Below are 12,732 nucleotides of genomic sequence, written 5' to 3'. Positions count from 1 at the left end.
GCTGGTTTTGGGGGGCTTGCGGAGGCTGTAGTGCTTCGTAGGCTGCCCGGTGCGGCCGTGCCCTTTCGTTGCTGTTACACCGGGTTGTCCAGGTCCACGAATTCGACCGTGATGCCGAAGCGTTCCGCCACGGCCTGGCCCAGGGCCTGGATGCCGTAGCGTTCGGTGGCGTGGTGGCCGGCGCCGAGGAAGGCGACGCCGGTTTCCTGGGCCAGGTGGAAGGTGGATTCGGAGGCTTCGCCGGTGATGTAGGCGGTGGCGCCGGCGTCGATGGCGTCGGCCAGCATGCCTTGGGCGCCGCCGGTGCACCAGGCGATGCGGGCGATGGGCTGGTCGGGGTTGCCGACGACCAGGGGCTGGCGGCCCAGGCGTTGCTGGATGCGGGCGGCGAGCTGGCCGAGGGTGGTCAGGTCGGGGGCGGCGCCGAGCCAGACCAGGTTGTCGGGGCCACAGGTGCGCGGCGCGCCGTCGTCGCGGCGTTCGGGTTCGAGGCCGAGGACGCGCGCCAGTTGGGCGTTGTTGCCGAGGGTGGGATGGGCGTCCAGCGGCAGGTGGTAGGCGTACAGGTTGAGGTCGTTCTTCAGGGCCAGCGCCATGCGGGTGCGGCGCGTGCCGATGACGCGGCGATCCTCGTTGCGCCACATCCAGCCGTGGTGCACCAGCACCGCGTCGGCGCCGCGTTCGACGGCGATGCGCAACAGGGCTTCGCTGGCGGTGACACCGGTGATAATGTGTCCGACTTCGGATCGGCCTTCCACCTGCAGCCCGTTGGGGCAGTAGTCCTTGAAACGCGCGGCTTGCAGGGTGTCGTCCAGCCAGGCGGCCAGGACGTGGGAGTCCACTTTACTCATTGCTAGTCCTATCAGAAACATGCGCCGATATTGGCTGATCTTCGCTCAGGCCGTCACGGTCTGCCTGGGTATTCTATTCGTCGTCACCACCTTGCGGCCGGATCTGCTGCGGCTGGTCGGGCCCGAGGCGGCGCCAGCGGCGACGCCGCAGGCGGTGACAGGCGCGCGAGCGGCCACGGGCCCGGTGTCGTACGCCGACGGGGTGGCGCGGGCCGCGCCGTCGGTGGTCAACGTCTACACCACCAAGCACGTGGACGTGCCGCTCGTGCCGTTGCCGGACGACCCCATCCTGCGACAGCTTTTCGGGCAGGTGCCCGGCATGAGCCGGCGCCAGGCCAGCACCAGTCTGGGGTCGGGCGTGGTGGTCAACCGGGATGGCTACGTGCTGACCAATTATCACGTGGTGCAGGCGGCCGACGCCATCGAGGTGGCGCTGGCCGATGGGCGCAAGGACTCGGCCAAGGTGGTGGGCGCGGATCCGGATACCGACTTGGCGGTGCTGAAGCTGGAGACCCTGCGCAACCTGCCGGCCGCCACGCTGGCGCCGGACCGCGGCCTGCGGGTCGGTGACGTGGTGCTGGCAATCGGCAATCCGTTCGGCGTGGGGCAGACGACCACGCAAGGGATCGTGTCGGCACTGGGCCGCAACGGGCTGGGCTTGAACACCTACGAGAACTTCATCCAGACCGACGCCGCGATCAATCCAGGCAATTCGGGCGGTGCGCTGGTGGACGCGCAGGGCAACCTGGTGGGCATCAATACGGCCATCTATTCCGAGTCGGGCGGATCGATGGGCATCGGTTTCGCCACGCCGATCGACATCGCGCGCAAGGTGATGGACGAAATCGTCAAGACCGGCGGCGTCAAGCGCGGCTGGCTGGGGGTGGAGCCACAGGACCTGACGCCCGAGCTGGCGCGCGCCTTCCAGCTGGAGCGCGATGTCCGCGGCGTGATCATCGCCGGGGTGCTGCGCGATGGCCCGGCGGCCAAGGGCGGCCTGCGGGTCGGCGATATCGTGCAGACGGTGAACGGCAAGCCGATGACGGACACCTCCGGGCTGCTGGCTGCGATCGCGCAGTTGACGCCGGGCCAGCACGCGACGCTGGGGGTGCTGCGCGGCGGCAAGGTGGCCGACGTGACGGTGGTGGTGGGAACGCGGCCGGGGTTGCCGCGCTAGTGCAACGCCAGCAACGCCAGCAACGCCGGGCGGCGGGCCTTCGGGGCCGGGGAGCGGCGCCGCAGGGCTATGGCCGTGGCAGGGACCGCCGCGGCGCCGGCGGGCGGCGGGGCCGGCACGGCGTGTCGAGCACCAGGCGCACGACCTGCAGCACGCGCTTGCGGGTGGCCTCGGGCTGTTGCCGCAGCAACGCGCAGATTTCGGCGCAGTAGGCGTCGGATTGTTCTTCTTCACGAGGGTGCGGCGTGGCGGCCTGCGCCACCATGCCGTCGGCCAGCCAGGGCACCTGGGTGTCCAGCGCCTGCGCCAGCCGTTGCAGCGTGGCACGGGTGGGGGCGTAGCGTTCCTCGCGGGTCAGGATGCGGTGGATGCAGGACTGCGGCACGCCGGAGATGCGGGCGAGCTGGTTCTGGCTTTTGATGCCGCGCCACCGCATCAGGGTGCGCAGGCGTAGGGCGAGCGACATGACTGCAATGTAAGTTTGCAGCCGGTGCCCGACAAGCGGAAACCGTCCGTTTATGAATGACAACGGGGCCCGCAGCGGGGCCCCGTCATGTCCGCGTGCCGTGGACTCAGTGGCGCTCGGTCAGCGAGCCGTCGTTGACGTCTTCGCTGGCGCCGGGTTTGGGCGTGACCAAGCGCGCGCAGATCAGGCCCAGTTCGTACAGCAGGCACAGCGGCACCGCCAGCATGAACTGGCTGACCACGTCGGGGGGCGTCACCACCGCGGCGATGATGAAGGCGCCGACCACCACGTAGCCGCGCGCGCTCTTGAGCTTGGACAGCTCCACCACGCCCATGCGCACCAGCAGCACCACGGCCACCGGCACCTCGAAGGTGATGCCGAACGCCATGAACATGGTCATGACGAAGCTCAGGTAGGCCTCGATGTCCGGCGCCGGCGTGATCGACTGCGGCGCGAAGGTGGCGATGAAGTGGAAAACGGTGCGGAACACCACGAAATAGCAGAACGCCATGCCCGCGATGAATAGCAGCGTGCTGGAGATGATGAGCGGCAGCGCCAGCCGCTTCTCGTGCTTGTACAGGCCGGGCGCGACGAACGCCCAGGCTTGGTACAGCACCACCGGCAGCGCCACGATGAAGGCCGCCATCATGGTGACCTTGACCGGCACCATGAAGGGCGTGATGACGCCGGTGGCGATCATGCGGGTGCCTTGCGGCAGCGAGGCCAGCATGGGCTGGGCCAGCACGTCGTAGATGGCGGAGGCGCCGGGATAGATGAACAGGATGACGAACACCGCCACCACCGCGCCGACGGCGCGCAGCAGGCGGGTGCGCAGTTCGACCAGGTGGGAGATGAAGCTTTCCTGCTGGCCGTCTTCTTGGGAGGCGTCCTGGGTCACGTTGTCGTTCCGGAGGGCGTGGCGGGCTTGCTGGCCGGCGCGGTCTCGCTGGCGGCCGGGGCGCCGGGCGCCGGCGCCGGTTGCGGGGCGGGAGCAGGCTGGGCAGCCGGCGCGGCGGCGGGCGGATCCAGATCCAGGCTCAGGTTCGGGTTGGGCGGCGCGATGCTGCGCGGCGCTTCGGCCGGCTGGCCGGTCTGCGGCGTCATCAGCGGCTCGGCCGCCACGGCGGGCTTGCCACTGGCTTCGCGGGCCACTTCATCGAGTTCGGCGCGGAATTGCTGCACTGGTTCCTGCAGCGCGTTGTGGGTGTCGTTCAGCGACTGCTGCACGTCCTGCGCCGCGGTTTCCATTTCGCTCTTGAATTTGCGCAGCTCGTCCAGCTCGATCTCGCGCTGGATATCGGATTTCACGTCGTTGACGTAACGCTGCGCGCGGCCCAGCAGGTGGCCGACCGTGCGGGCGACCTTGGGCAGGCGTTCGGGGCCGATGACGATCAGCGCGACGACGCCGATCACCATCAGTTCAGTGAGGCTGACATCAAACATTCGACGGCCGCTCGGGAATTGAGGCTATGAGGGCCGGCCGGTGCAGGCCGGGCCCGGGGGCGCGCAGGCGCTCAGGAGTTGGACTTTTCCTTGGCCTGCACGTCGATGGTGTCGCCGGCCACGCGCTGTTGGGCGATGGGTTCGGCCGGCTTGTCGCCGTTGGCGTCCTTCATGCCTTCCTTGAAGCCCTTGACGGCGCCGCCCAGGTCCGAGCCGATGTTGCGCAGTTTCTTGGTACCGAAAATCAGCGCCACAATGACCAGGACGACCAGCCAATGCCAAATGCTAAAGCTACCCATGATGGTTCTCCGTATTACGCAGTGGGGGCCATGCGCCCTTTCCAGGGTCGCTGACCGCCGATGATGTGGAAATGCAGATGCGGGACTTCCTGGCCGCCTTCGACGCCAGAATTGATCATGATGCGAAACCCGCCATCAGGGCCCGGACGGCAACCGTTTTCAGCGGCAAGCCGTGGCGCCAATGCCATCATTCTACCCAACCAACCTGCGTCCTCGGCCGTAATATCCTGCATGGATGTGACATGACGTCGAGGGATCAGCAATAAATGCACCGGCGCGGCCGGGTTGATATCGTGGAATGCAACAAAGTCCTCGTCCTCGTAGACTTTCTTGGACGGGATCTCGCCAGCGGCGATCTTGCAGAAAATACAGTTGGCGCTCATTTTTCCGGTTCCGTGTCAGTCCTGGGGCCGGCTGGCCTTCTCGGCCAGGCCCGACAGCCCTTCGCGGCGGGCCAGCTCGGCCAGCACGTCGTCGGGGCGCAGGTTGAAGTGCGTCAGCGCCACCAGGCAATGAAACCACAGGTCGGCGGTTTCGCTGACGATGCGTTCGGGCACGCCATCCTTGGCGGCCATGACCAGTTCGGTGGCTTCTTCGCCGATTTTCTTGAGGAAGGCGTCGGGGCCCTTGGACAGCAGCTTGGCCGCGTACGAGGCCTTGGGATCGCCGCCGTTTTCGGGGCGGCGGGTCTCCAGGGTGTCGGCGATGCGGGCCAGGACGTCGTGGGCGGTGAGGGGCGAGTCGGTCATTTGTAGATCAGTTCGGGGTCTTTCAGCACCGGGTCGACCGTGACCCAGGCGGCCTGGTCGCTCGGGCCTTCCAGGCGGCGGTAGAAACAGCTGGCGCGGCCGGTGTGGCAGGCGATGCCGCCTTCCTGGCGCACCTTGAGCAGCACCACGTCGCCGTCGCAATCCAGGCGCAGCTCGTGCACCTGCTGCACGTGGCCCGATTCCTCGCCCTTGCGCCACAGGCGCTGGCGCGAGCGCGACCAGTACACCGCGCGGCCGGTGGCGGCGGTTTCGGCCAGCGATTCGCGGTTCATCCAGGCCACCATCATGATCTGGCCGTTGTCGGCGTCCTGCGCGATGGCCGGGATCAGGCCGTTTTCGTCGAAGACGACGTCGGCCATCCAGCCGGGTTCGTTGCTCATCGTCATATCCTCACTTCAATGCCCTGTTCGGCCATGAAGCGCTTGCATTCGCCGACCGTGTGCTGGCCGAAGTGGAAGATGCTGGCGGCCAGCACGGCGCTGGCGCGGCCGGTGGTGACGCCGTCGGCCAGGTGCTGCAGGGTGCCGACGCCACCCGAGGCGATGACCGGCACCGGCACCGCGTCCGAGACGGCGCGGGTCAGTTCCAGGTCGAAGCCCGACTTGGTGCCGTCGCGATCCATGCTGGTCAGCAGGATCTCGCCGGCGCCGTAGGCGGCCATGCGACGGGCCCAGGCCACGGCGTCCAGCCCGGTGGCCTTGCGGCCGCCATGGGTGAAGACTTCCCAGCGCGGCGCCTCGCCCGCGGCCGAGACCCGGCGCGCGTCGATCGCCACCACCACGCATTGCGAGCCGTGGTAGTCGGAGGCCGCGCGCACCAGTTCCGGGTTGGCCACGGCGGCGCTGTTGATGCTGATCTTGTCGGCGCCGGCGTTCAGCAGGCGCTGGATGTCCGATACCTGGCGCACGCCGCCACCCACCGTCAGGGGGATGAAGACCTGCGAGGCGACCTGCTCGATGATGGGCAGGATCAGGTCGCGGCCGTCGCTGGTGGCGGTGATGTCCAGGAAGGTGAGTTCGTCGGCGCCCTGCTCGTTGTAGCGGCGGGCGATCTCGACGGGGTCGCCGGCGTCGGCGAGGTTGACGAAGTTCACGCCCTTGACGACCCGGCCGGCGGTGACGTCAAGGCAGGGGATGATGCGGCGGGTCAGCGCGCTCTGGGCGGGCGCGCCGGCCTCGGGGGACCTGCTGGTGGTGGTCATTTGGCCAATTCGTCGGCGCGGGCCTGGGCCGCTTGGAAGTTGAGCGTGCCTTCGTAGATGCTGCGGCCCAGGATGGCGCCTTCGACGCCCTCTTCCTCGACGGCGCACAGCGCTTCGATGTCCTGGATGCCGGCGATGCCGCCCGAGGCGTACACCGGGATGCGCACGTGCTGCGCCAGGCGCACGGTGGCCTCGACGTTCACGCCCGACAACATGCCGTCGCGGCCGATGTCGGTGTAGATGATGGCTTCGCAGCCGTAGTCTTCGAACTTCTTGGCCAGGTCGAGCACGTCGTGGCGCGTCAGTTTGCTCCAGCCGTCGGTGGCGATCTTGCCGTCGCGGGCGTCCAGGCCGACGATGATCTGGCCGGGGAAGGCGCCGCAGGCATCGTGCAGGAAGCCGGGATTCTTGACCGCGGCGGTGCCGATGATCACGTAGGAGATGCCGGCGTCGAGATAGCGCTCGATGGTGTCGAGGTCGCGGATGCCGCCGCCGATCTGAACCGGGATGTCGTCGCCGACGGCGTCCAGGATGGCCTTGATGGGCGCTTCGTTCTTGGGCTTGCCGGCGACGGCGCCGTTCAGGTCGACCAGGTGCAGGCGGCGGGCGCCCTGTTCGAGCCATTTGGAGGCCATGGAGGCGGGGTCTTCGGAGAACACCGTTGCATCGTCCAGGTCGCCCTGGCGCAGACGCACGCAGCGTCCGTCTTTGAGATCGATGGCGGGGATCAGCAGCATGGTGGGCAGCGGGAAAATATGGGGTTGAATGGGCTGGCGCGCGTGTGTGCCGGAACGGCTTACGGCTGCCAGTCTACAAAATTGCGATACAGGCGCAAACCGTGCTCGGCGCTCTTTTCCGGGTGGAACTGCACCGCGAAAATGTTAGCTGCCGCCACCGCGCAGGTAAAGGTGACGCCATAATCGGTTTCTCCGACGGTCAGGCCCGCATCGGCCGGGTCGGCGTAATAACTATGGACGAAATAGAAATGCGTGTCGTCCGGAATGCCGGCCCAGATAGGGTGAGAGCGCGTCTGGCGGACTTTGTTCCATCCCATGTGCGGGACTTTCAGGCGCTCCGGCCGGACGTCGACCGGGCCGGCGGCGCCGCTGTCGGCCGCGCAGGCCGCGTCGTCGGCCGTGACCGGGTCGGCGAAGCGCGGGCCGGCAAAGCGCCGCACAACGCCGGGGAACAGGCCCAGGCAGGCGGTGGCGCCCTCTTCGCTGGAGTCGAACAGCATCTGTTCGCCCACGCAGACGCCCAGCAGCGGCTTGCCGCGGGCGGCCTTGACGACCGCGTCGCGCAGGCCGGATTCGTTCAGGGTGCGCATGCAATCCGCCATGGCGCCCTGCCCCGGAAACACCACGCGGTCGGCCGCGTCGATTTCGTGGGGCTGGTTGCAGATGCGGATGTCCGCGTCGGGGGCGGCGTACTTGAGCGCGCGCGCGACGGAATGGAAGTTGCCCATTCCGTAATCGACGATGGCGATAGTGGTCACTTCGGTTTACCTGGTGCGTGGCGGGAGGTCGCGCAGCTTACAGCACGCCCTTGGTCGAGGGCACGACGTCGCCCATGCGCGGGTCGACTTCGATGGCCATGCGCAGCGCGCGGCCACAGGCCTTGAAGACCGTTTCGCATTGGTGGTGGGCGTTGGTGCCGCGCAGGTTGTCGATGTGCAGGGTGATCAGCGCGTGGTTGACCAGGCCCTGGAAGAATTCGCGCGTCAGGTCGACGTCGAAGGCGCCGATGTGCGAGCGGGTGAAGGGGATGTGGTATTCCAGGCCCGGACGGCCGGAGAAGTCGACCACCACGCGCGACAGCGCCTCGTCCAGCGGCACGTAGGCGTGACCGTAGCGGCGCAGGCCGGCCTTGGTGCCGACCGCCTTGGCGATGGCCATGCCCAGCGTGATGCCCACGTCTTCCACCGTGTGATGCGCATCGATGTGCAGGTCGCCCTCGGCCTTGATGTCGAGGTCTATCAGGCCGTGGCGCGCGATCTGGTCCAGCATGTGGTCCAGGAAGGGCACGCCCGTGTCGATCGTCTGCTTGCCGGTGCCATCCAGGTTGATGGCCACGCGGATGCGGGTTTCGTTGGTGTTGCGGGTGATCTCTGCGGTACGCATGTCAGGACTCGATTAGGCGCTGAGGATGTCTTGCAGTGCCGATAGCAAAGCGGCGTTCTCGGCCGGGGCGCCTACCGAGATGCGGAGGCAGCCGGCCAGGAGCGGGTGGGCGTTGGCGAAGTTACGAACCAATATTTTGCGCTGTTTCAGGGCAAGATGCACGGCGTTGCCGTCGAGCTTGCCGGAAAAGCGCGCGAGTACGAAGTTGGCCGCGGACGGGAATACCCTGACGCCCGGCAGTGCCGCCAGCGCGGCGGCCAGCGGCTCGCGGTCGGCGCGCAGTCGGGCGGCCTGTTCGTCCAGCACCGGCTTGTGGCGCAGCACCGTCAGCAGCGCGGCCTGGGTCAGCACGTCCAGGTTGTAGGGCGGGCGCACCTTGTCGAGTTCGGCGATCCAGTCCGGATGGCCGGCCAGATAGCCGAAGCGCAGGCCCGCCAGGCCGATCTTGGACACCGTGCGCATCACCACGACGTTGGGCGCGTCCAGCAGGCGCGGCATCCAGCTACGGTCGGTGAAGGGCTGGTAGGCCTCGTCCACCACCACCAGGCCGGGGGCGGCGGCGATGATGGCGGCCATGTCCTCATCCGGCCAGGCGCCGCCGGTGGGGTTGTTGGGCACCGCCAGGAACACCACCTTGGGCTGGTGCTCGCGGATCGCGGCCAGCATGGCCGGCAGATCCAGGGACAGGTCATCGGTGAGCGGCACGCCGACGAAGCGGGCGTGGTCGAAACGCGCCGCCATGTCGAAATAGACGAACGACGGCCACGGCGCCAGCACCACTTCACCCGGGTTGCAGCAGGCCTGTACCGTCATGTGAATCAGCTCGTCCGAGCCGTTGCCGAACAGCACGCCGGCGGCCGCGGGCACGCCGAAGGCCGATTTCACGGCCTGGCGCAGTTCGGCCAGGTCGGCGGCCGGGTAGCGGTTCAGCGGCGTGTCGCGCAGCACGCGGGCCAGGTCGTCGCGCACCGCCTCGGGCAGTTCGTAGGGCGATTCCATCGCGTCCAGCTTGATGCAGCCTTCGGCGTGCGCCACGGGATACGCGCTCAGTTCGAGGATGTCGGGCCGGATGGTGCCGGCGATGCAGCCGGCGACCGCGCTCATGGCTGGTCGATCCGGTACTGGGCGCTGGCGGCGTGGGCCTGCAGGCCTTCGCCCAGCGCCAGTTCGGCGGCGATGCGGCCAAGCGTCTGGGCGCCCTGGCGCGACACCTGGATCAGGCTGGAGCGCTTCTGGAAGTCGTACACGCCCAGCGGCGACGAGAACCGCGCCGTGCGCGAGGTCGGCAGCACGTGGTTGGGGCCGGCACAGTAGTCGCCCAGGGCTTCCGAGCTGAAGCGGCCCATGAAGATGGCGCCGGCGTGGCGGATCTTGGCGGTCCAGACTTCGGGCTGCTCGGTGGAGATCTCCAGGTGTTCCGGGGCGATGTCGTTGGCGATGCGGCAAGCCTCGTCCAGGTCGCGCACCTGGATCAGGGCGCCGCGGTTGGCCAGGCTGGTGCGCAGGATGGCGGCGCGCGGCATGGTCGGCAACAGGCGGGCGATGGCGGCCTCGACTTCGGCGATGAAGGCGGCGTCCGGGCACAGCAGAATGGACTGGGCCAGTTCGTCGTGCTCGGCCTGCGAGAACAGGTCCATGGCGATCCAGTCGGCCGGCGTCTTGCCGTCGCAGATCACCAGGATTTCGCTGGGGCCGGCGATCATGTCGATGCCGACCACGCCGAACACGCGGCGCTTGGCGGCGGCCACGTAGGCGTTGCCGGGGCCGACGATCTTGTCCACCGCCGGCACGGTGGCGGTGCCGTAGGCCAGCGCGCCCACGGCCTGCGCGCCGCCGATGGCGAACACGCGGTCGACGCCGCTGATGGCGGCGGCGGCCAGCACGATGGGGTTGCGCGCGCCGTCCGGCGTGGGCGTGACCATGACCAGTTCCTGCACGCCGGCGACCTTGGCCGGGATGGCGTTCATCAGCACCGACGAGGGATACGCGGCCTTGCCGCCCGGCACGTACAGGCCGACGCGGTCCAGCGGCGTGATCTGCTGGCCCAGCATGGTGCCGTCAGCCTCGGTGTAGGTCCAGGTTTCGGCGCGCTGGCGCTCGTGGTAGCGGCGCACGCGCTCGGCGGCGGCCTGCAGCGCGTCGCGCTGGGCGGCCGGCAGCGCGGCCAGGGCCGCATGCCAGTCGGCCTTGGGGATTTCGAGTGTGTCCGCGGACGCCTGCGGCATGCGGTCGAAGCGCTGGGTGTATTCCACCAGCGCGGCATCGCCGCGGGCGCGCACGTCGGCCAGGATGCCGGCGGCGGCGCGGTCGATGGACTCGTCCTCGGTGGCCTCGAAGGCCAGCAGCTGGGACAGGGCGGATGCGAATCCGGGATCGCGGGAATCGAGACGATTGATCAGGGCCATGGCGTTCAGGCGGGTGGCGGCCGCCGCGCGGGGGCGGCGGTCGGGGTCAGGCGTTGCGGGAAGCGGCGCGCTCGAAGGCGTCCAGCAGCGGTTGCAGGCGTTCGCCGCGGGTTTTGAGCGCGGCCTGGTTGACGATCAGGCGCGAGGAGATCGGCATGATGTCCTCGACCGCGACCAGGTCGTTGGCGCGCAGCGTGCCGCCGGTGGACACCAGGTCCACGATGCAGTCGGCCAGGCCCACCAGCGGCGCCAGTTCCATCGAACCATACAGCTTGATGATGTCGACGTACACACCCTTGGATGCAAAGTGTTCACGGGCTGACTGCACGTACTTGGTGGCTACGCGCAGGCGCGCGCCCTGGTGCACCGCGGCGTCGTAGTCGAAGCCGTTGCGCACGGCCACGGCCAGGCGGCACTTGGCGATGTTCAGGTCGATCGGCTGATACAGGCCGCCGGGCTGCTGCGCGGCGTGCTCGATCAGCACGTCCTTGCCGGCGATGCCGAGGTCGGCCGCGCCATACTGCACGTAGGTCGGCACGTCCGAGGCGCGCACGATGATCAGGCGCAGGCCCGGATCGCTGGTCGGCAAGATCAGCTTGCGCGAGCTTTCGGGGTTCTCGGGCACCTCGATGCCGGCTTCCGCCAGCAAAGGCATGGTTTCTTCGAAGATCCGCCCCTTGGACAGAGCCAGGGTCAGGGGCGCGAGAGGGGCATCGCTCATGCCGATTCCTTGCCGCTAGTGCGTTCAGCAACGCGTTGAATATTGGCGCCCAGGGCGCGCAGCTTGACTTCCATGCGGTCGTAGCCGCGGTCCAGGTGGTAGATGCGGTCGACCAGCGTCTCGCCGTCGGCGGCCAGGCCGGCGATGACCAGGCTGGCCGAGGCCCGCAGGTCGGTGGCCATGACCGTCGCGCCCGACAGCCGGGCGATGCCGCGGACGACGGCGGTGTGGCCGTCGATGTCGATGTCCGCGCCCATGCGGCGCAGTTCCTGCACGTGCATGTAGCGGTTCTCGAAAATGGTCTCGACGATGACCGAGGTGCCTTCGGCCACGGTGTTCAGGGTCATCAACTGGGCCTGCATGTCGGTGGCGAAGCCCGGGTACTCGTGGGTGCGGAAACCCACCGCCTTGGGCCGCGCGGACATGGCGCCGCGGATCCAGTCGGGGCCGGTCTCGATGGTCAGGCCGGCCTCGGTCAGCTTGTCGAGGGTGGCGCCGAGGATGCCGGCGTCGGTGTTGCGCAGGACGATGTCGCCGCCAGCCGCGCCCACCGCGCACAGGAAGGTGCCGGCCTCGATGCGGTCGGAGATGACACGGTGTTCGGCGCCGTGCAGGCGTTCGACGCCGTCGATCACGATGCGGTCGGTGCCATGGCCCTGGATGCGGGCGCCCATCTTGATGAGCAGTTCGGCCAGGTCCACCACCTCGGGCTCGCGCGCGGCGTTCTCCAGCACGGTGCGGCCCTCGGCCAGCACGGCGGCCATCAGCAGGTTCTCGGTGCCGGTGACGGTGACCATGTCGGTGCGGATGGACGCGCCCTTCAGGCGCTTGGCGCGCGCCACCACGAAGCCGTGCTCGATGCTGATGTCGGCGCCCAGCGCCGCCAGGCCCTTGATGTGCTGGTCCACCGGACGCTGGCCGATGGTGCAGCCGCCCGGCAGGCTGACGCGGGCTTCGCCGAAACGCGCCACCAGGGGGCCCAGCACCAGGATCGAGGCGCGCATGGTCTTGACCAGCTCGTACGGCGCTTCGAGGCTGTCGACGCGGTCGGCCTGCAGGGTCACGATGCCGTCGTTGCCGCGTTCGGCGCGCACGCCCATGCGGCCCAAGAGGCGCAGCATGGTGGCGGTGTCGTTCAGGTGCGGCACGTTGGCGATGGTCAGCGGGTCCGCGGTCAGCAGGCCGGCGCACAGGATCGGCAGCGCCGAGTTCTTGGCCCCGGAGATGGTGACTTCGCCGTGCAGGCGCGCACCGCCGGTAATGCGTAGCTTGTCCATGG

General features: G+C 68.6%; 17 protein-coding genes. 1 reads left to right on the top strand and 16 read right to left on the bottom strand.

Annotation, left to right across the window (positions count from 1 at the left end; translation table 11 throughout):
- Nucleotides 1-74: 74 nt before the first annotated feature.
- Nucleotides 75-851 carry a Nif3-like dinuclear metal center hexameric protein gene (locus ACN6O8_RS12900; protein ID WP_427991428.1) on the bottom strand — a complete coding sequence of 259 codons (777 nt, stop codon included), beginning with the start codon at nucleotides 849-851 and terminating at the stop codon, nucleotides 75-77.
- 19 nt (nucleotides 852-870) lie between these two features.
- On the opposite strand from ACN6O8_RS12900, the gene ACN6O8_RS12895 reads away from it, so the two are divergent.
- Nucleotides 871-2,028, top strand: coding sequence for a trypsin-like peptidase domain-containing protein (locus ACN6O8_RS12895; RefSeq protein ID WP_427991427.1), 1,158 nt, complete (start codon nucleotides 871-873; stop codon nucleotides 2,026-2,028).
- A gap of 67 nt (nucleotides 2,029-2,095) precedes the next feature.
- Here ACN6O8_RS12895 and ACN6O8_RS12890 read toward each other — a convergent pair whose 3' ends face one another.
- From ACN6O8_RS12890 to murA, 15 genes are all read right to left on the bottom strand, one after another.
- Entirely contained in the window at nucleotides 2,096-2,494 is a 399-nt protein-coding gene (locus tag ACN6O8_RS12890; protein ID WP_427991426.1) for a helix-turn-helix domain-containing protein, read from the bottom strand.
- Nucleotides 2,495-2,600: 106 nt separating this feature from the next.
- Nucleotides 2,601-3,392: a twin-arginine translocase subunit TatC gene (tatC, locus tag ACN6O8_RS12885; protein ID WP_427991425.1), complete on the bottom strand. Its 792-nt coding sequence runs from the start codon at nucleotides 3,390-3,392 to the stop codon at nucleotides 2,601-2,603.
- The gene (tatB, locus tag ACN6O8_RS12880; protein ID WP_427991424.1) at nucleotides 3,389-3,937 is read right to left on the bottom strand and encodes a Sec-independent protein translocase protein TatB; all 549 of its coding nucleotides are present in this window, start codon (nucleotides 3,935-3,937) and stop codon (nucleotides 3,389-3,391) included. Before tatB ends, tatC begins: the two co-directional genes overlap by 4 nt.
- A 71-nt stretch (nucleotides 3,938-4,008) precedes the next feature.
- Nucleotides 4,009-4,236, bottom strand: a complete 228-nt coding sequence (gene tatA / locus ACN6O8_RS12875; protein ID WP_006388049.1) for a Sec-independent protein translocase subunit TatA — start codon at nucleotides 4,234-4,236, stop codon at nucleotides 4,009-4,011.
- 14 nt (nucleotides 4,237-4,250) lie between these two features.
- Nucleotides 4,251-4,619, bottom strand: a complete 369-nt coding sequence (locus ACN6O8_RS12870; RefSeq protein WP_427991423.1) for a histidine triad nucleotide-binding protein — start codon at nucleotides 4,617-4,619, stop codon at nucleotides 4,251-4,253.
- A gap of 15 nt (nucleotides 4,620-4,634) precedes the next feature.
- A complete protein-coding gene (locus ACN6O8_RS12865) occupies nucleotides 4,635-4,985 on the bottom strand; it encodes a phosphoribosyl-ATP diphosphatase (protein WP_006392326.1) in 351 nt (116 codons plus the stop codon).
- Nucleotides 4,982-5,386, bottom strand: a complete 405-nt coding sequence (hisI, locus tag ACN6O8_RS12860) for a phosphoribosyl-AMP cyclohydrolase (RefSeq protein WP_427991422.1) — start codon at nucleotides 5,384-5,386, stop codon at nucleotides 4,982-4,984. The genes ACN6O8_RS12865 and hisI overlap by 4 nt, the downstream gene beginning before the upstream one ends.
- Nucleotides 5,387-5,388: 2 nt before the next feature.
- Complete coding sequence (gene hisF / locus ACN6O8_RS12855; RefSeq protein ID WP_427991421.1) at nucleotides 5,389-6,207, bottom strand: imidazole glycerol phosphate synthase subunit HisF; 819 nt, start codon at nucleotides 6,205-6,207, stop codon at nucleotides 5,389-5,391.
- On the bottom strand, nucleotides 6,204-6,944 hold the full coding sequence (gene hisA / locus ACN6O8_RS12850; protein WP_427991420.1) for a 1-(5-phosphoribosyl)-5-[(5-phosphoribosylamino)methylideneamino]imidazole-4-carboxamide isomerase: 741 nt from the start codon (nucleotides 6,942-6,944) through the stop codon (nucleotides 6,204-6,206). Before hisA ends, hisF begins: the two co-directional genes overlap by 4 nt.
- Before the next feature lie 59 nt (nucleotides 6,945-7,003).
- Nucleotides 7,004-7,702, bottom strand: a complete 699-nt coding sequence (gene hisH / locus ACN6O8_RS12845) for an imidazole glycerol phosphate synthase subunit HisH (RefSeq protein WP_427991419.1) — start codon at nucleotides 7,700-7,702, stop codon at nucleotides 7,004-7,006.
- A 37-nt stretch (nucleotides 7,703-7,739) separates the two neighbouring features.
- Nucleotides 7,740-8,327 (bottom strand): imidazoleglycerol-phosphate dehydratase HisB, encoded by a 588-nt coding sequence (hisB, locus tag ACN6O8_RS12840; protein ID WP_006388056.1) that lies wholly within the window; start codon nucleotides 8,325-8,327, stop codon nucleotides 7,740-7,742.
- A 12-nt stretch (nucleotides 8,328-8,339) separates the two neighbouring features.
- Entirely contained in the window at nucleotides 8,340-9,431 is a 1,092-nt protein-coding gene (gene hisC, locus ACN6O8_RS12835) for a histidinol-phosphate transaminase (protein ID WP_427991418.1), read from the bottom strand.
- Nucleotides 9,428-10,732, bottom strand: coding sequence for a histidinol dehydrogenase (hisD, locus tag ACN6O8_RS12830; protein WP_427991417.1), 1,305 nt, complete (start codon nucleotides 10,730-10,732; stop codon nucleotides 9,428-9,430). Before hisD ends, hisC begins: the two co-directional genes overlap by 4 nt.
- A gap of 46 nt (nucleotides 10,733-10,778) precedes the next feature.
- Complete coding sequence (hisG, locus tag ACN6O8_RS12825; protein WP_427991416.1) at nucleotides 10,779-11,453, bottom strand: ATP phosphoribosyltransferase; 675 nt, start codon at nucleotides 11,451-11,453, stop codon at nucleotides 10,779-10,781.
- Nucleotides 11,450-12,730: a UDP-N-acetylglucosamine 1-carboxyvinyltransferase gene (gene murA, locus ACN6O8_RS12820; protein WP_427991415.1), complete on the bottom strand. Its 1,281-nt coding sequence runs from the start codon at nucleotides 12,728-12,730 to the stop codon at nucleotides 11,450-11,452. Before murA ends, hisG begins: the two co-directional genes overlap by 4 nt.
- Between the last annotated feature and the right edge of the window lie 2 nt (nucleotides 12,731-12,732).

This window comes from Achromobacter sp. (genome assembly GCF_050285565.1).
Classification (GTDB): Bacteria; Pseudomonadota; Gammaproteobacteria; order Burkholderiales; family Burkholderiaceae_B; genus Achromobacter.
The sequence above is the reverse complement of the archived record's forward strand: the minus strand, read 5'-3'. Positions and strand labels throughout refer to the sequence as shown.